Origin of the sequence: Amycolatopsis sp. cmx-4-83 (genome assembly GCF_046548815.1) — a bacterium.
Lineage (GTDB): Bacteria > Actinomycetota > Actinomycetes > Mycobacteriales > Pseudonocardiaceae > Amycolatopsis > Amycolatopsis pretoriensis_A.
This window is the reverse complement of sequence record NZ_JAEBEF010000007.1, coordinates 482520-504342: the sequence shown is the minus strand read 5'-3', so window position 1 is coordinate 504342 and position 21823 is coordinate 482520. Positions and strand designations below refer to the sequence as shown.

Sequence of the window (21823 nt, the reverse complement as noted above, 5' to 3'; positions counted from 1 at the left end):
CCGGGCGCCGCGGGATGTTCCCGTCACGCGCTCTGTTCGTCGTCGGCGGAATCCTCGGCGGCCTCGGCCGGCCGCGTGAACATCCGCGTCGCCGAGAGCCGCGCGACGCCGTCCGGGTCGCCCAGGTCGTCCAGGGAAGTCCGGACCGTCGAGTCCACCGACAGGTACTTCCGGCCCGCGCGCAGGTCGGCGTCGTTGCGCAGCCGCACGATCAGCGGGAACTCCGACAGCGCGCCCGCGTCGAACAGGCCCGTCGTGTAGATCAGCTGGACGCCCAGCGCTTCGGCCACCGCCCGCTGCAGTTCCAGGAGGTACCCGGCGGACGCGCGGCCGATCGGGTTGTCCAGGAACAGCACGCCCGAGTGGCGGTTGCGGGCCTTGCCGCGGTTGTTCGCGCGCAACGCCGCCAGGGTGCAGTACAGGATGATCGCCGCGGTCAGCTGCTGGCCGCCGGAGAAGACGTCTCGGATCTCCGAGACGCGCTGGCGTTCGGTCCGCAGCACCGAGTCCGGCTTGAGCATGTCGACGCGGAAGCCCTTGGGCGCCGCGGCCCGGACCCCGCGCAGCACCAGGGAAAGCCCGTCGCGCTTGACGTCGCGGCCGTCCGCGGTCTTGCCGACGGCGGCCTCGTCGACGACCTCGCCGAGCTTCTCGGTGAGTGCGTTGTCCTCCAGTTCGGTGAACCGGATGCGCAGGAACTCCTGCCCGGACCAGTCGCCGAGGCCGTCGGGCAGCCGCGAGACGCGCTGGGCCGAGCGCAACGTCCGGAGCGCGCCGTCGACCATGCCCTGCAGGCGCGTGATGATGCCGCCGCGGTGCCGGTCGATCTGCGCGAGGTCGTCGGTGAGCGACCGCAGCCGCGGCCGCAGCGCCTCGGCCCACTCGGCCGCGTGCGCCGGGAGCTGGTCGCGCTTGACCGAGATGACCTGCTGGCGCACCGGCGTGCTCAGCTTCTCGAACCGCTTCTCCGTCGCGTACTGCGCGAGCTGGTCGGCGGCCGCGCGCACCCGCCGGTCGCCCGCGTCGGCGGCTTCCTGGGCGTCGGTGAACGTGGCGTTCAGCCGGGTGTGCTGGGCGCGCGCGGTCTCGACGTCGCCGTCGTAAGCGGCCGCGTCGATGTCGGTGACCAGGTGCGCCATCGACTCCGCGAGCAGCGAGAAGCCGGACGCCGAATTCTTCGCCGATTCCAGCGTCGCTTCCGCCGCGGCCCGGCGTTCCTGCAGCTCTTCCCACTTGCGGGCCGCCGCGGACGCCTCCAGCCCGGCCGCGTCGATCAGCTCCAGGCCGTGCTCGATGTCGCGGGGCTTCTCCCCCGTGGCGCCGGTCTGCGCCGGCAGCGAGTCCAGCTCCGCGCGCCGCGTCGAGACGAGCCCGATGGCTTCGGTGCGCTCGTCCTCGCACCCGTCGACGACGCGGCGGGCGCGTGCCAGTGCGGCCGCGCGGGCCGAGGCGTCGGAGCCGTCGGGCGTCTCCAGCAGTTCCGCCGCGCGCGCCCGGACGGCCGCGTCGAGCGACTCGACCGCCGAGCCCGCGGCCGCTTCCGCGGATTCGGCCTGCTCCAGCTCGGCCCGCAGGTCGCTGCCGACCTCGACCTTCGCGTACGACTCGGACGCCGACAGGTAGGTCCGGCGCAGCGCGTCGACCGGCTCGGACGGCACCGGGCCGTCCGCCGCTTCGGCCGCGCCCGGCACCTCGGCCAGCTCCGCCCGCGCGGTGGTCGCGGTGCGGCGGTGCCCGTCGGCGGTGCGCTGCTCCTCCCCCGCCTGCTCGCGCAGCCGCGCGGCCTTGCCCGCCGCGTCGGAGGCCTGGAGGTCGGCGCGCTCGGCGATCTCGGTCGCGCGCTCGACGTCTTCGGTCCACTCCGCGATGCGGGCGCTGCGGGCGCCCAGCTCGCCCAGCCGCCGGGCCCGTTCCTCCGCCTCGGCCGCGGCCGCCCGCAGCTCGGGGACGCGTTCCCGCAGCGACGCCGCTTTTTCGCTCAGCCGCGCGAATTCCGCGTCCGCCTGCTCCAGCGCGGTGCGCGCGGTCTCCCGGGCGGACCGGGCCGCCTGCGCCTGCTCGGCCAGCGTCGCGACGGCGCCGGGCGGGTAGTCCTCGCGCCAGGTGGTGAGCTTCCAGGTCAGCGCGCCGTCCGCGGACAGCTTGGCGGACAGCGCTTCCAGCCGCCGCTGCCGTTCGGTGTGCCGGCGCGCCACGGCTTCGCGCTCGGCGTCGGCGGCTTCTTCGTCGTACATCGCGGGGTTCGGCGGCACGAGGAACTCGACGCCGGACGCGGCGGGCGCGGCGGCTTGCACCGCGTCCGTGGTGCCGACGGCGATCGTCGCGGACGGCAGCAGCCGCCGCTTCGTGAGCACCTCGCGAGCGCGGTCCACGTGCGCGGCGTCGTTGAGCAGGACACCCGAAACCAGCTGCGGCAGGGTCTCCAGCACCTCGGCGCGGCGCCCGGCGTCCAGTTTGGACAGGTAGCGCCAGCCGGACCACGCCGTGATCCCCGCTTCTTCCAAGGCGTCGAGGGCGGCTTGGACGTCTTCCGGCGGCGGCAGCAGCCCGCCCGACCCCAGCGCGGACAGCGCGCGCTCGTCGGCGGACTCCTCCATCCGCAGCGCGGTCTGCTCCTTCTCGACGGCCGCGCTCGCCTCGCGCAGCCGCTCCAGCAGCACCGGCAGGTCGCTTTCGAGGGCGACGTCGTCCGCGCCGAGCAGCTCGACCAGTCGGCCCTCGGCAGCCAGAGCGTCCGTGCGGCGGTGCGCCCGGTCGAGGTCCTCGGTGGCCCGCTCGAAGCGGTCCTGGGTGGTGCCCGCGAGCTGGTGGGCCTCGTTGACGGCCCGTTGCGACGCCTGGAGGTCGGCCGCGACGCGGTCGAGTTCCTGTTCGCGCCGGGTCAGCTCCGCAGTGGCCTGCTCGGCCGCCGACCGAGCGGTCCGCGAAGCCTCGGCGACGTCGGCGCCCGAGGGCAGCAGCCCGGCGCGGACGGCGTTCTGGACCTCTTCGCGCAGCTCCGTGATCCGCGTGGTCAGCCCGCGTGCCTCGGCCCGGCGGGCGGCCGCGAGGTTGGCGGCTTCGTCGCGTTCGGTCTGGGCCTTCTCGGCTTCGGCGCGCAACGCGCCCGCGTGCGCCTCGGCCTTGTCCGCCTGGCGCTGGGCGTCCTGTGCCAGCGCGTGCAACCCGCGCGCGAGCGCCGAAGCGGCGTCGTTGCGCGCCCGCAGCGCCGGGCGCGCCTTCTCTTCCCGGTTGCCGACGAGCTCGCGCAGGTCCTTCGCCTTGCGGGCCGCGTTCAGCTGGTTGAGCACGGTCGCGGTCTCGCGCCAGGCCTCCGCCTCGGTCTTCGCCGCGGCCAGCTCGGCGTCGGCGCGCTTGCGGACCTCCTGGGCCTCGTCCAGGCGCAGCACGGCGACCAGGCGGCGCAGTTCCGTGACGGCGGCAGCGAGCCGCCGGTGGTCGCCCTCGGCGAGCTTCTCCGCGGACTTGACCTCGGTGACGTGGTCTTCGAGCCCGGACAGCCGCGCGTTCTCGAGTTCGTTGCGCGCGACGACGCGCCCGGCCAGCTCGGCCATGTCCGCCTTCGCCGAAGCGGCGATCTTCCGCGACTCCGCGGCGACGCCCTCTTCGGCGGCCAGCGGCCCCAGCAGCTCCAGGGCGCCCGCCACGAAGTCCCGCTCGGACAGCAGATCCCCGCGTTGCGCCAGGTTGTGCGAGTAGGTGGCGACGACCTCGGCGAGGTCCTTCGGCTCGTCCTCGGAAACGACCGCGCGCAACAGGAACTCGACGAACGCGTCGTCGGTGCCGAAGGCGAACGCGTCCGCCGCTTCGCCTTCGCCGGCGTTCATCGCGCGCTGGTAGCGGAACAGCTCGGTGTCGAGGCCGAGGCCGTCCAGGCGGCCGGTCCACTCGTGGTGGCGGCGGGTCCAGGACAGTTCCAGCTCGGGCTCGGCCAGCTGCGCGGCGGTGAGCTTGTCGTGGAAGCCGGACATGGTGAGCAGCCGGCCCTCCTGCGTCATCGGCAGCGAGTCCAGGCCCAGCGCCGGCGTCGGGCGGAAGCAGTACCAGGAGTCGACGAGGTTCTCGGAGTCGGCGGACACGACGTGCCCGCGCCATTCGGAGACCTTGCCGGTGATGATCCGGTGCCCGCTCTCGACGTGCAGCCACTCCAGCACGACGTGCGAAACGTCCTTGGCGGCGACGAACTTCTCGAGCACCTTCGTGCTCGTGGTGCCGACGACCTGGCGGCGCCCGGGCAGCATCACCGAGAAGATCAGCTTGATGAGGACGGACTTGCCGCCGCCGTTCTCCAGGAACAGCACGCTCGCCGGCGACGGGCGGCGCAGCTCGGCCGGCCCGGTCGCGTGGATGCCCGCGCTGAACAGCGCGTCCTGCTGCGGCGCGGTGATCTTGGCGCCGACGCCGCTGAAGTCGAGCACGACGTCCTGGTAGCGGGCACCCGCCGGGCCCACCGAATGCAGGCGGACCCGCGAAAGCTCGTACATCGATTCCCCTCTACAGCGTGTCCGAAGACGCCGCGCGCAGCGTGCCCCCGGCGTTCGCGACCGCGACGACGTCGAGCGCGAGCAAGTCGTCGAAGGCGGCGTCCGCGGCGAGTTCGCGGACCTGGATCTGGTAGCGCGGCGTGGTCCGGTAGGTGCCGCCCTGCTCGTCGCTCACCGGGACCAGGAAGCCCTGGTCGGCGAGGAAGCGCAGGGCGCGGCTGACCATGCCGCGGGTGGTGTCGGCGGCCAGGCGCCCGTCCTTGGTGGCGGCCGCGGCCGGGCGGCGGGCGTAGGCGCGCCACGCCTGTTCCAGCTCGGGCGCGTCGGCCAGCGGGTCGTTGTTGGCCTCGGCCGCCGCGGCGCGTTCGTCGAGCATGCGGGCGGCTTCGCGGACCATCGCGTCGACCTGCTCGACGCTCACGCGGCCGATGTAGGTGTCGTTGGCGAGGTCGTCGGGCCGCGGGTAGCCCAGCGCCGCGGTGGCGAGGTGGATCAGGCCGTGCAGCACCTTCTCGGTCTCGCGGCGCTCGCGGATCTTGGCCTGGCGGGCGTAGGAGTCCATCTTGATCTCGAAGACGGACTCGTCGGTGGCCGCGAGGACCGCGCCCGCCTGCTGGTTGACCTCCAGCACCATCAGGCCGAGCCCGGCGGCGACGGCGTGGGTGAGCGCCTTGAACGCGTTGTCCTCGCCGTAGCGGCGCACGAGGTCGCCGTAGACGACGTCACGCGCGGGCAGCTGCTTCGGCCGCATGCCGAAGGCGACCAGCCGGGCCGCGGCTTCGGCGTCCACGCTGCTGTGGGACAGCGCCATTACGCGACTTCCTCTTCTTCGTCGGCCCGCTCTACGGCGGCGGTGGACAGGAGCAGGTCGGCGCCGCCGAAGTCCGGGTCGTCGAGCAGGGTGCCGTCGTCGACGGCGAGCAGCACCGTGCGGTCCCCCTGGCGGCGGGCCGCGCCGACCCCGGGACTGTATGCGTGCACGGCGCGCAGCGCGACCAGGGCGGCGAGCCCGGGCTGGCGGCCGCGGCGGGCCTCTTCGAGCAGCCCGGACAGCCGGCGCGGCACTTCGGGCAGGTCGAGGAGCTCGTCGGCGGCGCGCCAGACGTCGTCGCCGAACTTGTCGGTGAGGTCGGCGGGCATGAGCTCGGGCTCGGGGACCTCGCCGATCAGCTGGTCGCGCTCGGGCGCGGGCCGCAGCAGCAGCGAGACCAGCGACGACAGCGACGGTACGACCGGCGGGGTGATCCCGGCGACGGCGTGGAAGAAGTGCTCGGCGGGGGCGACGGCGTCGGCCAGCGGCAGGCCGAGGGTGGGCACCAGGAGCTGGCCGAAGAGGTCGAGGGTGGCGCGCTGCGGCGGGCCGGAGAACTGCTGGCGGTCCTGTTCGGCGCGGAACACCGCGCCCGCGTCGGCGAGGCGGGACTGCAGGCGCGTGTGGCGGCGGATGCAGTCGCCGACGATGTCGACGAGCTCGGCGGCGCGGCGCTTGCGGTCGAGGTCCTCGGTCTCGTCGCGGGCGGTGGTGATGTTCTTGAGGATGGCGTTCTCGGCGCGGAACCGGGCTTCGATGTGGCTCAGCGCGCTGTCGAGCAGCTCCGGGACCTCGCGCTCCCAGTCGACCGACCGGACGTCGCGGCGGGTCGCGTCGAGCTTCGCGCGCAGGGTCTCGCCGTACTGGACGGTCCGGTAGCGGGCCTGCTCGGCGGCCAGCTTCGCGTCGGCCAGCCGGCCGCGGTTGATGAGGTTCTCGAGCTTGACCTCGGCGGCGATCTGCGCGGACTCGACGTCGGTGTCGAGGGCGCCGACGAGAACGTTGATGGCCTCGTCGGTGGCGCGCAGGTAGACCTCGCCGTCGCGGGCGGCCAGCTCGACGAGCAGCTTGAAGTCGAACTGGCGGCGCTGGTAGCCGCCCGGGCCCATCGAGCCGTAGACGCGCCGGAAGCCGCGCTCGGTGGTGCCGACGTTGATCAGGTTGTCGAGCACCCACTTGGCCACCCGGACGTGCTCTTCGGGCATCCGCGACGGCGCCTGCTGCGCGATGAAGGGCAGCAGCCGGTCGATGACCTCGTCGTGGCCTGCGCCGGTGTCGAAGTCCATCGCGATGGTGACCTGGTCGATCGTGTGCAGCGCGATCTCCGCCATCTGGTAGATCGTGGCGTCGGCCCAGTCGAGCTTCGCCTTGCGCGCGTCCAGGTCGTGCAGCGGCGCGGTGCAGGCCAGCGCTTTGAGCCGACGGGTCAGCCCCTCGTCGGCCAGTCCCATCGCCGCCCGGTCGTCGTCTCGCACAGCAGGCCAGGCTAGTCGGCCACCCTCTGCGCACGCGCGGGTGACGGGCTAACGTCGCTCACATGCGTGAGATGAGCCGTGATGAGTGGTGGAAGTTCGCCTCCGAAGGCACCCGGACGGGCAAGCTCGCCGTGGTCCGCGCCAACGGCGCCCCGATCGTCGCACCGATCTGGTTCCTGCTGAACGAGGGCCCGGACGGCGACGAGCTGATCTTCAACACCGGCACCGAGACCCTCAAGGGCAAGGCCATCACCCGGGACGGGCGGATCTCCCTCGTCGTCGACGACCAGCAGCCGCCGTACTCGTACGTGCAGTTCACCGCCGAGGCGCGGCTGACCCACGACCACGCCGAGACGCTCGACTGGGCGACCCGCCTCGGCGCCCGGTACATGGGCGCCGAGCGGGCCGAGGAGTACGGCAAGCGCAACGCCGTTCCCGAAGAGGCCCTGGTCCGGGCGAAGATCACCAAGGTGATCGCGCGGGCCGAGATCGCCGGGTGAACGCCGTTCGCTGGTAATCTGCTCCCGGGGGTGGGGGCATGCCTTCAGGGGACAGACGCGACGCCGTCAGGGCGATGGTGCGGGCCGGGCAGCGGGAGCTGGTCGCCGAGCTCGAACGCCTGGACGGCGGTGCGCGCTTCAGCCGGTCGGACGGGGCGCGGCTGCTGGAGAACGGCGCGGTGTTCGAGCGGGCCTGCGTCGTCGCGGCCGACCGCGGCGAGACCCTCGGGCTGACCGTCGTGCTCCACCCGCGCAACCCGTACGTCCCGGCGTTCCACGCGCGGTTCCGGTACTGCGAGTACGCGGGCTCGTGGTGGTTCGGCGGCGCGGTCGACCTCATGCCCTGCTACGGCTTCGCCGAGGACGCGGCGCACTTCCACCGGACGCTCAAGAACTATTGCGACACGCTCGACCCGGCGTTCCACGCGCAGGCGAAACGCACCTGCGACGACCTCTTCCGGCTGCCCCACCACGACGAGCCCCGCGGGATCGGCGGCATCGCGTTCGACCACCTGCGGCCCCCGGGCCCGGACGGCTGGCGCCGCGCGGCCGCGTTCACCGCGGCGGGCATCGCCACCCTCGTCCCGGCCTACCTCCCGATCGTGCGGCGCCGCAAGGACCGCCCGCACGGCGACCGCGAACGCCAGTGGCAGCTGCACCGCCGCGGCCGCTACGTGGAGTTCGCCCTGGTCCACGACGCGACGGCGGCGGACGCCGAGGCCGTCCTGATGGCGCTGCCCCCGCTGGCGCGGTGGGAGACGGGCTGCACGCCGGAACCGGGCAGCGCGGAGGCGGAGCTGGCGGCGTTCCTGGTGCCGCGGGACTGGGCGGCCGAGACCGCGGTCGCCGCGAGCTGACCCGGCCCGGACGTCATGAACGACTCTTTCATGACGCCGGACGCGGTGAACGACCCTTTCACGACGTCCGGTCCCGATGCGGGGGAAAGCGCCCCGGTGAGCGGGAAACCCTTGTTCACCATGGGTGAGCGCCCGCGTCGAGTATTGACACGGCCCGCTCGGAGGGTGTGAGATCTGTCCCATAGATAGGAAACTTTCCTAACTATTTACCGTCGGTGGTCCGCCGAACCACTCCGCCCCGGTCACCCCCTGTCCCCCGACCCACGCAGGAGGCTCCCAGTGGCACCCCGTCCCCCGTGGCGCGTGGTACTGGCCGGTACCGCAGCCGCGGCGCTCGGCCTCACCGCGCTCAGCCCGGTAAGCGCTTTCGCCGCGGACACCGGCTACGAGTCCGAATCCGCCGTGATCTCCCAGGGCGCCGTCGAGTCGAACCACGCCGGGTACTCCGGCACCGGGTTCGTCAACTTCGACAACGTCACAGGCAGTTACGTCGAATACTCCGTGAACGCCGCCCAGGCGGGCACGCACACCCTGACCTTCCGCTACGCCAACGGAACCGCCGACAACCGGCCGGTGAAGCTCACCGTCGACGGCGGCGACAAGGGCACCGTCGACTTCCCCGGCACCGGCGCGTGGACGACGTGGAAGACCGTCACCGCGAACGTGCAGCTCACCGCCGGCGTCAACAAGATCCGCACCACCGCGACCACCGCCAACGGCGGCCCGAACGCGGACAAGCTCACCGACACCTTCACCGCGCCGGCCGACGGCGAACCGCCGACGCCGCCGTCGAACCTCAAGGCGAGCGACATCCTCCCCACCGCCGCGACGTTCTCCTGGACCGCCGCGACCGACAACGTCGGCGTCGTGCGCTACGAGATCAACCGCGGTGGCAACATCCTCAAGACCGTCGACGGGAACACGACGTCGGCGACGGTGACCAACCTGACCCCGAACACCGCCTACGACATCTCGGCCGGCGCGTTCGACGCGGCGGGCAACCCATCGCAGCAGAGCAACGTGGTCACCTTCACCACGCCGCCGAGCGACGACACCACCCCGCCGACCGTGCCGGGCAACCTGCGCTCCACCGGCGTCACCGCGAACAGCGTTTCCCTGGCGTGGAACGCTTCCACCGACAACGGCGGCACGGTCGCCGGGTACGACGTCTTCCAGGGCGCCACGAAGGTCGCGACCACGACGTCGCTCGGCACGACCGTGACGAACCTGAACCCGAGCACCTCCTACACGTTCACGGTCAAGGCGCGCGACCCCGACGGCAACAGCTCCGCGGCGAGCAACGCGGTCACCGCCAAGACGTCCGCTCCGGGCGGCGCAGGGGGCATCCCGGAGTACGACAAGGACATCGCGAAGGTCGACCTCGGCTGGTCGGTGGGCTTCCTGCCGAACGGCAACGCGCTCGTGACCGAGCGGGACCGCTTCGAGCTCCTGCTGGTGACGCCGTCCGGCCAGAAGACCACGCTGGGCAAGGTGCCGGGCGCGGTCGGCACCAACGGCGAAGGCGGCCTGCTCGGCCTGGCGGTCTCGCCGAACTGGGCGAGCGACCACGCGATCTACCTGTACCACACGGCATCCGGGGACAACCGGATCGTGAAGATGACCTACGACGGCACCACGCTGTCCTCGACGTCGACGCCGGTGCTGACCGGGATCGCGAAGAACCGCTACCACAACGGCGGCCGGATCAAGTTCGGCCCGGACGGCAAGCTGTACGCCACCGTCGGCGACGCGAAGAACAGCGACAACGCGCAGAACAAGAGCTCGCTCAACGGGAAGATCCTCCGGCTCAACCCGGACGGCTCCGCTCCGAGTGACAACCCGTTCTACGCCACCGGCGGCAACGCCCGGTACGTCTGGAGCTACGGTCACCGCAACCCGCAGGGCCTGGCCTGGGACTCCCGCGGCCAGCTGTGGGCGGCGGAGTTCGGCGAGAGCAGCCAGGACGAGCTCAACCTGATCCAGAAGGGCGGCAACTTCGGCTGGCCGAGCTGCGAAGGCACGCAGGGCAGTTGCAGCGGCTTCATCGCCCCGAAGAAGACGTGGCCGACTTCGCAGGCCGGGCCGAGCGGGCTGGAGATCGTCAACGACTGGATCTACATCGCCGGCGTCACCGGTGAGCAGATGTTCGCGACGCAGATCAACGCGGCGGGCACGGGCATCGGCACGGTGTCCACGCTGTTCTCCGGCCGCTGGGGCCGCCTCCGCTCGGTCACGAAGACCCCGGACGGCGGGCTGTGGCTGACCTCGACGAACAACGACAAGAACGGCGGCACGCCGACGGTGCTGGACAACGTCATCGTGCGGCTGAAGTTCCCGGGCGGCACCACCCCGGGCGCCTTCAAGCTGACGAGCTCCGCGTTCGCCGACAACGCCACCATCCCGGACAAGTACACCTGCGCCGGGGACGGCACGGCGGGCCAGGACCCGTCGCCGCCGCTGACGTGGGGTGCCGCCGAGGGCGCCAAGGGCTACGCGGTCGTCTTCGCCGACACCGCGAACAGCGGGAACAAGCTGCACTGGGCGATCTGGGACGTGCCGGCGTCGGCCCGGTCGCTGCCGGAGGGGCTCGGGGCGGGCTACACCGTCCCGGACCAGGGTGGCGCGAAGCAGAAGGCGATGGGCAGCGGGGCGAACGCGCAGAAGTACTTCGGCCCCTGCCCGGGCGGCTCCAGCCACCCGTACGCGTTCACGCTCTACGCCCTGAACACCGCGACGGTCCCCGGCCTGACGTCGTCCTCGACGATGGCCCAGATCGAGGCGGCGATCAAGGGCGCGTCGACGGCGAACGTGGCGCTGCGCGGCAAGTCCAGCGCGGCCGCCTAGAAGCCGCGGCAGGGGTGACCGGAGCGGCGCCGGTCACCCCTGCCGCGCTCACCCCTGTTCGGCGAGGCTGCGCAGGTGGGCGTCGACGTCGAAGCCGTGTTCCTCCAGCCGCCGCCGGGCGAGCAGGAGCTCGTCCGAGGTGAAGAGCTCCGAATATTCGGTGCGGAGCATGGTCGCCTCGGAGCTGCGGCCGAGCTGGTTCTTCTCCCAGAGCACGGTGAACCCGCCGGCGGTGCCGGCGCCGCGCAGCAGCAGGCGGGCCGCTTCGACGCCGCCGTGCTCGATCACCATCCGCTCGAACTGGGCGGGCCGGTAGCCGTAGTCCTTGGCCAGGACCCGGCAGCCGTCGAGCAGGTCCTCGGTGAACCGCGCGGCGAGGCGGGGATCGGCCGGGACGGGAGTGGCGGGTTCGGGCATCGGGCACCTCTCGACGGGACGGCTTCCCTGATTAATCGCGAACGGCACCCGTTTCGCTACGCCGTTCGGGAAGGCAATCTGGAAACACCACTCTCCGTGGCGAGAATAACGGACAAAAGGCGTAAAGGGGAACTGTCGGTGCCCCTGTCGTGATGACTGGCACGCGAACCGTGGTCCACGGCGAGGGTTCCGTCCACTATGGACAGATCTACGTCCACAGCGCCGGCGGGGAGCCGTTCGAAGGCGATCTCCCGGCGTGCTTCGCCGGCCAGCGCAACGGGCTGTGCGGGGCCGCCGTGGCGGGAACGTTGTTCCCGCTCACCGGGCTGCGCACCGGCGAGGTCGGGTTCACCGCCGAGGTGCACGAGAGCGAGCCGCCCGACGACGGGCCTGCGGGCCGGAACCGCAGCAGGCAGCTCTCCCGCCCGGGCCCGCCGCCGGCGTCCAAGCCGGTCCCGCCCTGAACCGGGTCACCAGCCGAACAAACCGCCCATGATGCGGGCGCAGCGCACCGTCATCGCCGTCGCGTCCTCGTCCGGGCGATCGATCCACCAGCTGATCAGGGAGTCGACCACGCCGGTCCAGACCTGGGCGATGGCTTCGATGTCCGCCGGGTCGGCCAGGCCGCGTGAGGTCATCAGCTCGGTCGCGCCCACGAGCGCGAAGGCGTCCAGGCGGCGCCGGTAGTCCGCCGCCGCGGTGGCGATGTCGCCCGTCGCCGGGACCGTCGCGTCGCGCAGCAGGCGCCACGCGTAGCGGTCGTGGTCGAACGTCGTGAAGATCGCGGCCAGCACCTTCAGCGGCATCTTCTCGGGCTCGCCGCCGCCTGCCATGGTCGTCGCGACGCCCTCGGTGAGCCGGTCGCCGGCGCGGTGCAGGCAGGCGAGGTAGAGGCCGTCCTTCGAGCCGAAGTACTGGTACAGCAACGGCTTGGTGACCCCGACACGGCGCGCGATCTCGACCATCGACGCGCCCGCGTACCCGGCCCGGCCGAACTCCTCCGTGCCGGCCACGACGAGCTGGGCCTCGCGCTCTTCGCGCGGCATGCCCTTGGTCCCGACCGCTCTTGACTCCGTCACGCCCGAGAGCCTACCGTGCGTAAAGTGACCCTTGGGTAAGTTACCGTATGGTCAGCTATTAGGAGGCGACGTGGCCGAGTTCCTGGCGCACCTGCGCGACCCCGTGTTGTTCGCAACCCCGGTGTTCTTGCTGTTCGTGGCGATCGAGGTCGTCGCGGTGCACGTGCTGGGGCACGACGACAACGTGGTCGGCTACAGCGTCGCCGACACCCGCACGAGCATGCTGATGGGCACCGTCGCGGTCGGCGTCAACGCGCTGTTCCGGCTCGTGATGCTCTTCGTCTTCGCGGCGCTCTTCGAGCTCGCGCCGGTGCGGCTGGACCCGCGCGACTGGTGGACGTGGGTGCTCATGCTGCTCGGCCAGGAGCTGGTCTTCTACGCCTACCACCGCGCCAGCCACCGCGTGCGGCTGCTGTGGGCCGGGCACCAGGTGCACCACTCCAGCGAGCACTACAACTTCTCGACGGCGCTGCGCCAGAAGTGGACCCCGTACTTCCAGCTGCCGTTCTGGTCGGTGCTGGCGCTGTACGGGATCCCGCCGTGGATGATCCTGACCGGCCTCTCGATCGACCTCGTCTACCAGTTCTTCGTGCACACCGAGAAGGTCGGCAAGCTGCCGCGCTGGTTCGAGTACGTCTTCAACACGCCGTCGCACCACCGCGTCCACCACGGCAGCGACGCCGAATACCTCGACGCCAACTACGGCGGCATCCTGATCATCTGGGATCGGCTCTTCGGCAGCTTCGTGCCCGAAGGGAAGCGGCCGACGTACGGGCTGACGACGAACATCGGCACGTACCACCTGCTCAAGGTCGGCTTCCACGAGTACGGCTCGATCCTGCGCGACCTGCGCGCCGCCCGGACCTGGCGCGAGCGCGCGGGGTACGTGTTCGGGCCGCCCGGGTGGCAGCCCGAACACGTACCCGTCTGAGGCCTACGCCGTGTGCCGCAGCGCGAGGCTGTTCAGCGGCGGCCGCTGCGGCGAGGTCACGTCGGTCAGGACGAGTTCGCGCTCGACCCCGCTGTCCGACGAGCCCCGCTGGAACTGGGCGAGGATCGCCGCGGGCGGGACCGCGGTGACCAGGCGGTCGTAGCGCTGCAAGCGGTCGAACAGCGTCTGCATGATCTGCCCGGACATCCGGCCCAGCGCCTGCGTGCTCTGGTGCCGGTGGACGCGGTGGCCGAGGTCGACCTGGGCGAGCGCGTCGAGGCCACGCAGCTCCAGCAGGTCGATGAGGTGCCCGATCTCGACGCCGTAGTTCACGACGAACGGGATGCTCTCCAGCACCTCGCGGCGGCCGGCGTACTCGCCCGCGAGGGGCTGCACGAAGCCGGCCAGCTCCGGCCAGAACATGTTGAGCAGCGGCCGCGCGACGAGCTCGGTAACGCGGCCGCCACCGTCGGCTTCGGCACCGAGCGGGCGGTGGTAGAAGCCCTTGACGTAGGCGACCGACGGGTCGGTGAGCAGCGGGCCGAGCAGCCCGGTGACGTAGTCGGTGGTGAAGTCGTGCAGATCGCCGTCGACGAAGACGACGAGGTCGCCGGTGGTCGCCGCGACCCCCTTCCAGAGCGCCTCGCCCTTGCCCGGCAGGCCGCCGAGCCCGGGGAAGACGGCGTCCTGCGCGACGACGTCGGCCCCCGCGGCGGCGGCGACCTCGGCGGTGGCGTCGGTCGAATGGCTGTCGACGACGAGGATCTCGTCGACCAGCGTGCCCGCGAGCTCGGCGCGGATGGCGCCGACGATCGCGCCGACGGTGGCTTCTTCGTTCCGCGCCGGGATGACGACGGAGACGGTGGTGCCGCGTTTCGCCGCGACCAGCTCCGCGAACGTCCGGTCCCCGGCCTTGCTGCTGCGCCGGTCGAGCCAGGTGCCGACCTCAGGCGACACCTGCAGGCGTGCGTTGCGCATGCTTTCCCCTTCCCTCGGTCGCTTCCGAGGTTCGGGGCGCCGCGTTTCGGGCACCGCTCCCCGGCGCTACCGCGGTGTTACGAGATCGCGGTTCTCGTTAACCGCGTACGCTGCCGCCGTTCGCAAAGGGGAGGACCATGACCGAAGAATCCATCGGGCACGACCCGGAACGGCGCTACCGGCTCGACGCGCTCTTGGAGGTCGTCCAGGCGGAACTGGCCGCGGCCGGGTTGCCGGTCGGTCCCGGCGAGCGCCCGGTCGGCGTGGCCGGCGCCCTCGTGTCGGTCGACGTGCCGGACCTGCGCGGCGTGCTGGTCGAGTGGCGGGAGCACACCGTGCTCGTGGACCTGGGCCAGCAGGCCTGGGGCGACGACCCGCACCGCGAAGGGGCCGAAGCCGCCGCGTTCTCGCGGCTGTTCCACGAGATCGACACGGCGATGAGCGAGGCGATGCGGAAGATCCTCACCGCGGCCGGCCTCGAGGTCGGCAGCAGCGGCAACGACTACGCGCCCGGCGAACTGCTGGTGACCCGCCGCCTGACCCCGTCGGTCTGGCAGGCCCGCCGCGACGCGCAGAACAGCGCCCGCCACGAGTCGATGCGGCAGGCCTGGAACGCGCGGCACGCGGCCGGCCGCCACCCCACCGACGGCAGCTGACCCGCGCCCGATGCCGTCGGTGGGGTGGCGGCCGGCCGCCACCCCACCGACGGCAGCTGACCCGCGCCCGATGGGGCGTTCGGTGCATCCGACGCACCCAACGCCACATTGGGGCGCTCGAAGCCCGGGTCAGGCGTCTTCTTCTTCGAGCATCTCCGGGGTGACCGCCGACTCGGTGTCCGGGATGCTCAGGTCCTTCGCCCGCTTGTCCGCCATCGCCAGCAGGCGGCGGATGCGGCCGGCGACCGCGTCCTTCGTCATCTGCGGCTCCGACAGCTGGCCCAGCTCCTCCAGCGACGCCTGCCGGTTCGACAGGCGCAGCCGGCCCGCCGCCAGCAGGTGGTCCGGGGCCGTCTCGCCGAGGATCTCCAGCGCGCGCTCCACGCGGGCCGCCGCCGCCACGGCCGCGCGGGCCGAACGGCGCAGGTTCGCGTCGTCGAAGTTGGCCAGGCGGTTCGCCGTCGCGCGGACCTCGCGGCGCATCCGGCGCTCTTCCCACTGCAGGACGCTCGTGTGCGCGCCCAGGCGGGTCAGCAGCGCGCCGATCGCGTCGCCGTCGCGGACGACCACCCGGTCCGCGCCGCGGACCTCGCGCGACTTCGCCTGGATGCCCATCCGGCGCGCCGCGCCCACCAGGGCCAGCGCCGCCTCCGGACCCGGGCACGTCACCTCGAGCGAGGACGAGCGGCCCGGTTCGGTCAGCGAACCGTGCGCGAGGAACGCGCCCCGCCACGCCGCTTCCGCGTCCGCCACTCCCCCGGACACCACGGCCGCGGGCAGCCCGCGCACCGGGCGGCCCCGCTGGTCGATCAGCCCGGTCTGGCGGGCCAGTCCCTCGCCGTCCTTCACCACGCGCACGACATACCGCGTGCCCTTGCGCAGCCCCCCGCTGGCGGTGATCACGTGGACGTCCGAATGGTGCCCGTACAGCTCGTGGATCTCCTTGCGCAGCCGTCGCGCCACCGAACCGGTGTCCAGCTCCGCCTCCACGACCACCCGGCCGGCCACGATGTGCAGCCCGCCGGCGAAGCGAAGCAGCGACGCGACCTCCGCCCGGCGCGGCCCGATCTTCGTGATCTCCAGCCGGCTCAGTTCGTCCTTCACCGCGGCGGTCATCGCCATTACTGCCCCTCCCTGCCTTTCGCTCCTCCCCCGTGCTCCCCGCCCCTGCCGAGACCGAGAGCCTCCCGCATGCACCGCGCGAGCGCATCAGGATCATGCCGTCCCGCCACTTCCGGGTCGGCCACCGCCCCCAGGTGGGCCCGCGCGCCCAGCCGGGCCGCCGCGCGCCGGAGATTCGCCGGGTCGGGCACGGAATCGCGGTCCGCGATCACCGCGTCGACCCGCAGCAGGGGCGCGTGCTCGGAGAGTACGTCCAGGTGCCGCTCGGGAGAGAATCCCGCGGTTTCCCCCGGCTGGGGGACAAGGTTGAGGACGATCGCCTTCGTGGCGGTCGTGCGCACCAGCGCGTTGTGCAGTCCCGGCACGAGCAGGTGCGGTAAAACGCTCGTGAACCACGAGCCCGGCCCGAGGAAGACGACGTCGGCGGCGAGCACCGCTTCGACCGCTTCCTCGCACGCCACCGGCGGCCGCGCGGAGGTGCCCGGGGTGCGCAGGCTGACCCGCCGCACCTGCCCCGGGGTCGAGGCCACCGCGACCTGGCCGCGGATCCGGCGCAGCGCCGACGGGTCTTCGCTGTCGAGGCCGCTGACCTCGCCCTCGATCTCCAGCGGCTCGGGCGACATCGGCAGCACCCGGCCCGAGACACCCATCAGGCGCCGGGCTTCGTCGAGCGCGGCGACCGGGTCGCCGAGCACCTCGAACAGCCCGGCGAGCAGCAGGTTCCCCACCGCGTGCCCGGCCAGTGCGCCGTCGCCGCCGAAGCGGTGCTGGAAGACCTCGGCCCACAGCGCGCCGCCGTCCTCCGCGGCGAAGGCCGCGAAGGCCTGCCGGAGGTCGCCCGGGGGCAGCAGCCCGAGTTCGCGCCGCAGCCGGCCGGACGATCCGCCGTCGTCGGCCACGGTCACGATCGCGGTGACGTCGGGGGTCACCCGGCGCACCGCGGACAGCGTGGCGTGCAGCCCGTGGCCGCCCCCGAGGGCGACCGCGCGCACGTTATTCACGACCAAGGTCGCGGTGCACCACCTTCACGGCCATTCCGTCCTCTTTGGACAGACGCTGGGCGAGCTCCACGGACAGCGCCACGCTGCGGTGCTTGCCGCCGGTGCAGCCGACGGCCAGCGTCAGGTACCGCTTGCCCTCGCGCTTGTAGCCGGCGCCGATCAGCCGCAGCAGCTGGTGGTAGCGGTCGAGGAACTCCTCGGCGCCCTCCTGCGAGAGGACGTAGTTGCGGACCTCGCCGTCGAGGCCCGTGTGCTCGCGCAGCTCCGGGATCCAGAACGGGTTCGGCAGGAACCGGACGTCCATCACCAGGTCGGCGTCCATCGGCAGGCCGTACTTGTAGCCGAAGGACAGCACGGTGACCCGGGTCTGGGTGCTCGCCTCGGAGCCGAACGCGTCCTCGATCTTGGCGCGCAGGTCGTGCACCGACAGCGAGGACGTGTCGAGCACCAGGTCGGCTTCCTCGCGCAGCGGCTCCAGCAGCGTCCGCTCCGCCGTGATGCCGTCGGCGAGCCGGCCGTCACCCTGCATCGGGTGGCCGCGGCGGACGGCCTCGAACCGCCGCACCAGCACGGCGTCGGTCGCCTCCAGGAACAGCACGCGCGGCTTGTAGCCCCGGGCGTCCAGGTCCTTGATGACCGAGGCGAGGTCGTCGGTGAACGCGCGCGAGCGCACGTCCATGACGACGGCCACCTTCGTGATCGCGCCGCGCGCCTGCGCGCCCAGCTCGACCATGGTGGCGATCAGTTCCGGGGGCAGGTTGTCGACGACGAACCAGCCCAGGTCCTCCAGGCACTTGGCCGCGGTGCTGCGGCCCGCCCCGGACAACCCGGACACGACCGCGACCTCCATGCCGGACCCGCGGATCTCCTCTTGCGCACTCACTGTGTTTCCCTACTCCCCTGCTTTCGTGCCGTTGCTCGCGCCGGACTCCCCGGCCAGCGCGGCGACCACGGCCTCCGCGGTGCGCCTGCCGAAGCCGGGCACCGCCTCGATCTCTTCGATCCTGGCCTGCTTGAGCTTCTTCACCGAGCCGAAGTGCTTGATCAGCGCGGTCCGGCGAGCCTGCCCCAACCCCGGCACACTGTCCAATTCGGACGTCTGCAGGCGCTTGGAGCGCTTCTCGCGGTGGTAGGCGATGGCGAACCGGTGGGCCTCGTCGCGCAGCCGCTGCAGCAGGTACAGCCCCTCCGACGTGCGCGGCAGGATCACCGGGTCCGGGTCCGCCGGCAGCCACACCTCTTCGAGCCGCTTCGCCAGCCCCACCACGGCGATGTCGGTGATCCCCAGCTCGGCCAGCACGTCGGCGGCCGCGGTCGCCTGCGGGCCCGCGCCGTCGACGACCAGCAGGTTCGGCGGGTAGGCGAACTTCTTCGGCCGCCCGGTCTCCGGGTCGAGGCCGGGCTTGCTCGTCTCCTCCGCCGTTTCCTTGAGGTAGCGGTAGAAGCGGCGGCGCACGACCTCGGCGATCGAAGCGACGTCACCCTCTTCGGCCGCCTCGCGCAGCGCGAAGCGGCGGTACTCGGACTTGCGCGCCAGCCCGTCCTCGAACACGACCAGCGACGCCACGACGTCGCTGCCCTGGATGTGGCTGATGTCGATGCACTCGATGCGCAGCGGCGCGGTGTCGAGCGCCAGGAACTCCTGCAGCTCGGTCAACGCCGCCGAGCGGGCCGTCAGGTCGCCCGCGCGGCGCAGCTTGTGCTGGGTGAACGCCTCCCCCGCGTTGCGCTGCACGGTCTCCGCCAGCGCCTTCTTGTCGCCGCGCTGCGGCACCCGCAGCTGGACCCGCGAGCCGCGCAGCCCGCTCAGCCACTCCGCGACCGCCTCGGCGTCCGCGGGCAGCTCCGGGACCAGCACCTCGCGCGGGACCACCGGCCCGGCGTCGACGTCGTCGCGGGCGTCCAGCTCGGCTTCGTCGCCGTAGAACTGGGTGAGGAAGTGGTCGACCAGCGCCGGGACGTCCATCTCCTCGGCCTTGTCGATCACCCAGCCGCGCTGGCCGCGGACCCGGCCGCCGCGCACGTGGAAGACCTGGACCGCGGCTTCGAGGTCGTCGTGGGCGAACGCGACGACGTCGGCGTCCGTGCCGTCGCCGAGCACCACGGCCTGCTTCTCCATGGCCCGGCGCAGCGCGCCCAGGTCGTCGCGCAGGCGGGCGGCGCGCTCGAACTCGAGCTCCTCGGACGCGGCGGCCATCTCGGTTTCGAGCCGCTTGATCATGACGTCGGTCTTGCCGGCCAGGAAGTCGCAGAAGTCCTCGACGATGTCGCGGTGCTCGCCGGCCGAGACGCGCCCGACGCACGGCGCCGAGCACTTGTCGATGTAACCGAGCAGGCACGGGCGGCCGATCTGGCCGTGGCGCCGGAACACCCCGGCCGAGCAGGTGCGGGCCGGGAACACGCGCAACAGCAAGTCGAGCGTTTCGCGGATGGCCCACGCGTGCGCGTACGGGCCGAAGTACCGGACGCCCTTCTTGCGCGCGCCGCGGTAGACGTGCAGGCGGGGGAACTCCTCGCTCAGCGTCACCGCGAGCATCGGGTAGCTCTTGTCGTCGCGGTAGCGGACGTTGAACCGGGGGTCGAACTCCTTGATCCAGTTGTACTCGAGCTGGAGCGCCTCGACCTCGGTGGTGACCACGGTCCACTCGACGCTCGCGGCCGTGGTGACCATCTGGCGCGTGCGCGGGTGCAGGCCGGAGAGGTCGGCGAAGTAGGAGTTCAGCCTGCTGCGGAGGCTTTTCGCCTTGCCGACGTAGATGACCCGCCTGGTCGCGTCGCGGAATTTGTACACGCCAGGGGCATCCGGGATGCTCCCCGGCGAGGGACGGTAGGTGGTCGGGTCAGCCACGGGTCAAGACTATGGGGCGGCACCGACAGTTTCCGCACACCCCCGGTCGTCGTGGGTGTTCGGGGCGGTTCTAACCGCCCTGAACACCCACGAGGACCCGCACCGCCGGAAGTAGGGTGATCGCCGGCTTCCGACTTTGGGAGGTGTCCCCCCGGGTGACGCGGTGGTTACTTTCCGACCAGCCTGTTCCGGGCTCTTCCGAAAGGATCACCACCGTGAGCTCTCTCCGTGTTCTGGGCGCCGCTTCGGCGGCCGCCGTCGCGCTGACCCTCGCGGGTGGCGCCGTCGCCACCGCCGGCGTCCAGCCGAACATCGTCGGCGGCACGACCGCCCCCACCGTCTCGTGGGGCGCCCAGGTGTACGTCAACACCCCGGGCCGCGACTTCGAGGGCTTCAACTGCTCCGGCACGGTCATCGCCGCGCGCTGGGTGATGACCGCCGTGCACTGCCTCGACCAGGACGGCTCGGGCATGCACGTCAAGGTCGGCAGCAACACGCTGTTCTCGGGCACGCAGATCGCCGTCGACGGGAAGTACGAGTCCCCGAACGGCGACATCGCGCTGCTGCACCTGGCGTCGGCGACGAGCGCGGCGCCGATCAAGCTGGGCAGCGCGGACCCGTCCACGGGCAGCACCAACCAGCTCTACGGCTGGGGCCGCACCACCCCGACCGGCCCGCCGGCCTCGGCCCTCAAGACGGCGAACGTCCAGGTGACCGGCCGTTCGACGGACGCCTACGGCGGCCGCGCGATCCAGAGCGTCGGCATCAACGGCTCGGCGTGGAAGGGCGACTCGGGCGGCCCCGAGGTGTCGGGCGGCGTGCAGGTCGGCGTCGCGTCGACGGTCCAGAACCAGAGCGGCACCAACACGCGCGGCACGAACAACTACGCCAGCGTGGCTTCGAGCCGCTCCTGGATCCGGACGACCGCGGGCGTGTGAGTTCCCGGGGCGGCGCGGTCTCGCGCCGCCCCGGTTTCGTCGGTGGCGTGTGGGATGCTCGCGGGCATGCGGATCGCCACGTGGAACGTGAACTCCATCGTCCCCCGCCTGCCGCGCGTGCTGGAGTTCCTGGAGCGGACGGCACCGGACGTGCTGTGCCTGCAAGAACTGAAGAACACGACGGAGAAGTTCCCCGCCGCCGAGGTCGAGGCGCTGGGGTACGAGGTCGCCGCGTACGGGCTGGGGCGCTGGAACGGCGTCGGGATCGTGTCGCGCGTGGGGTTGTCGGACGTCGTGCGCGGGCTGCCCGGTGAACCTTCGTTCGACGGCGCCACGGAGGCGCGGGCCATCGGCGCCACGTGCGGTGGGGTGCGGGTGTGGTCGGTGTACGTGCCCAACGGGCGGGAGCCGGACAACCCGCACTACGCGTACAAGCTGGAGTGGCTGGAGGCGTTGCGGTCTCTCGTTTCTTCGGAGCTTTCTTCCGAGCCCTTCGCGGTTCTGGGTGACTTCAATGTCGCGCCGACGGATGCGGACGTGTGGGACATCGCGGTGTTCGCCGAGTCGACGCACGTGACACCGCCGGAGCGCGAGGCTTTGGCGCGGCTGCGGAAGCTGGGGTTGTCGGACGTGTTCCCGCGGCCGTTGAAGTACGACCACCCGTTCACGTACTGGGACTACCGGGCGGGGAACTTCCCGAACAACAAGGGCATGCGGATCGACCTGGTGTACGGGAACGCGGCGTTCACCGACGCGGTGACGGATTCCTACGTGGACCGGGACATGCGGAAGGGGAAGGGGCCGTCCGACCACGCGCCGATCGTGGTGGACCTGGACCTCTGAGCCGGGCGTAACAGGCGAGGCCGCGCCGCCGACTTGGGG

Annotated in this window: 18 protein-coding genes; 8 read left to right on the top strand and 10 right to left on the bottom strand. The window is 72.2% G+C overall.

Translation table 11 applies throughout. The annotated features are described in order from the left end of the window. Positions 1-23: 23 nt before the first annotated feature. The 3 genes from ACLJQM_RS23970 to ACLJQM_RS23960 are packed head-to-tail and all read right to left on the bottom strand — an operon-like array spanning position 24 to position 6746. Positions 24-4484: a hypothetical protein gene (locus ACLJQM_RS23970; RefSeq protein ID WP_410632826.1), complete on the bottom strand. Its 4461-nt coding sequence runs from the start codon at positions 4482-4484 to the stop codon at positions 24-26. 10 nt (positions 4485-4494) lie between these two features. Further along, positions 4495-5295, bottom strand: a complete 801-nt coding sequence (locus tag ACLJQM_RS23965; RefSeq protein WP_086860823.1) for a hypothetical protein — start codon at positions 5293-5295, stop codon at positions 4495-4497. Next, a complete protein-coding gene (locus tag ACLJQM_RS23960; protein ID WP_360773554.1) occupies positions 5295-6746 on the bottom strand; it encodes a hypothetical protein in 1452 nt (483 codons plus the stop codon). Before ACLJQM_RS23960 ends, ACLJQM_RS23965 begins: the two co-directional genes overlap by 1 nt. Positions 6747-6832: 86 nt before the next feature. Between ACLJQM_RS23960 and ACLJQM_RS23955 the strand changes: the two genes are divergently transcribed. The 3 genes from ACLJQM_RS23955 to ACLJQM_RS23945 all read left to right on the top strand — a co-directional run bounded on the left by ACLJQM_RS23955 (position 6833) and on the right by ACLJQM_RS23945 (position 10971). Beyond that, entirely contained in the window at positions 6833-7270 is a 438-nt protein-coding gene (locus tag ACLJQM_RS23955) for a PPOX class F420-dependent oxidoreductase (RefSeq protein WP_360773363.1), read from the top strand. A gap of 38 nt (positions 7271-7308) precedes the next feature. Further along, positions 7309-8127: a coproporphyrinogen III oxidase gene (locus ACLJQM_RS23950; RefSeq protein ID WP_410632825.1), complete on the top strand. Its 819-nt coding sequence runs from the start codon at positions 7309-7311 to the stop codon at positions 8125-8127. A 279-nt stretch (positions 8128-8406) separates the two neighbouring features. Then, positions 8407-10971 carry a PQQ-dependent sugar dehydrogenase gene (locus ACLJQM_RS23945; protein ID WP_410632823.1) on the top strand — a complete coding sequence of 855 codons (2565 nt, stop codon included), beginning with the start codon at positions 8407-8409 and terminating at the stop codon, positions 10969-10971. 48 nt (positions 10972-11019) lie between these two features. On the opposite strand, the gene ACLJQM_RS23940 is transcribed toward ACLJQM_RS23945, so the two are convergent. Continuing rightward, positions 11020-11388: a hypothetical protein gene (locus tag ACLJQM_RS23940; protein ID WP_360773371.1), complete on the bottom strand. Its 369-nt coding sequence runs from the start codon at positions 11386-11388 to the stop codon at positions 11020-11022. 152 nt (positions 11389-11540) lie between these two features. Here ACLJQM_RS23940 and ACLJQM_RS23935 point away from each other — a divergent pair, with 152 nt between their 5' ends. Continuing rightward, positions 11541-11852: a hypothetical protein gene (locus ACLJQM_RS23935; RefSeq protein ID WP_410632822.1), complete on the top strand. Its 312-nt coding sequence runs from the start codon at positions 11541-11543 to the stop codon at positions 11850-11852. Positions 11853-11858: 6 nt separating this feature from the next. Here the strand turns inward: ACLJQM_RS23935 and ACLJQM_RS23930 are convergent, their stop codons facing one another. Further along, complete coding sequence (locus tag ACLJQM_RS23930; RefSeq protein ID WP_360773377.1) at positions 11859-12467, bottom strand: TetR/AcrR family transcriptional regulator; 609 nt, start codon at positions 12465-12467, stop codon at positions 11859-11861. A gap of 70 nt (positions 12468-12537) precedes the next feature. Here ACLJQM_RS23930 and ACLJQM_RS23925 point away from each other — a divergent pair, with 70 nt between their 5' ends. Beyond that, complete coding sequence (locus ACLJQM_RS23925; protein ID WP_410632821.1) at positions 12538-13398, top strand: sterol desaturase family protein; 861 nt, start codon at positions 12538-12540, stop codon at positions 13396-13398. 3 nt (positions 13399-13401) lie between these two features. Here the strand turns inward: ACLJQM_RS23925 and ACLJQM_RS23920 are convergent, their stop codons facing one another. Further along, complete coding sequence (locus ACLJQM_RS23920; protein ID WP_247011550.1) at positions 13402-14376, bottom strand: glucosyl-3-phosphoglycerate synthase; 975 nt, start codon at positions 14374-14376, stop codon at positions 13402-13404. 137 nt (positions 14377-14513) lie between these two features. Here ACLJQM_RS23920 and ACLJQM_RS23915 point away from each other — a divergent pair, with 137 nt between their 5' ends. Then, the gene (locus tag ACLJQM_RS23915; RefSeq protein WP_410632819.1) at positions 14514-15032 is read left to right on the top strand and encodes a hypothetical protein; all 519 of its coding nucleotides are present in this window, start codon (positions 14514-14516) and stop codon (positions 15030-15032) included. A gap of 129 nt (positions 15033-15161) precedes the next feature. On the opposite strand, the gene whiA is transcribed toward ACLJQM_RS23915, so the two are convergent. The 4 genes from whiA to uvrC are packed head-to-tail and all read right to left on the bottom strand — an operon-like array spanning position 15162 to position 20003. Beyond that, positions 15162-16154 (bottom strand): DNA-binding protein WhiA, encoded by a 993-nt coding sequence (gene whiA, locus ACLJQM_RS23910; protein ID WP_247011552.1) that lies wholly within the window; start codon positions 16152-16154, stop codon positions 15162-15164. Beyond that, positions 16154-17146 carry a gluconeogenesis factor YvcK family protein gene (locus ACLJQM_RS23905; RefSeq protein ID WP_410632818.1) on the bottom strand — a complete coding sequence of 331 codons (993 nt, stop codon included), beginning with the start codon at positions 17144-17146 and terminating at the stop codon, positions 16154-16156. Before ACLJQM_RS23905 ends, whiA begins: the two co-directional genes overlap by 1 nt. A 1-nt stretch (position 17147) precedes the next feature. Next, positions 17148-18005: an RNase adapter RapZ gene (gene rapZ / locus ACLJQM_RS23900; RefSeq protein WP_003101350.1), complete on the bottom strand. Its 858-nt coding sequence runs from the start codon at positions 18003-18005 to the stop codon at positions 17148-17150. Between the two features lie 42 nt (positions 18006-18047). Then, on the bottom strand, positions 18048-20003 hold the full coding sequence (uvrC, locus tag ACLJQM_RS23895) for an excinuclease ABC subunit UvrC (protein ID WP_360773389.1): 1956 nt from the start codon (positions 20001-20003) through the stop codon (positions 18048-18050). Between the two features lie 215 nt (positions 20004-20218). Between uvrC and ACLJQM_RS23890 the strand changes: the two genes are divergently transcribed. Then, on the top strand, positions 20219-20941 hold the full coding sequence (locus tag ACLJQM_RS23890) for a S1 family peptidase (RefSeq protein ID WP_360773392.1): 723 nt from the start codon (positions 20219-20221) through the stop codon (positions 20939-20941). A gap of 66 nt (positions 20942-21007) precedes the next feature. Further along, entirely contained in the window at positions 21008-21784 is a 777-nt protein-coding gene (locus ACLJQM_RS23885) for an exodeoxyribonuclease III (protein ID WP_410632817.1), read from the top strand. Positions 21785-21823 lie beyond the last annotated feature (39 nt).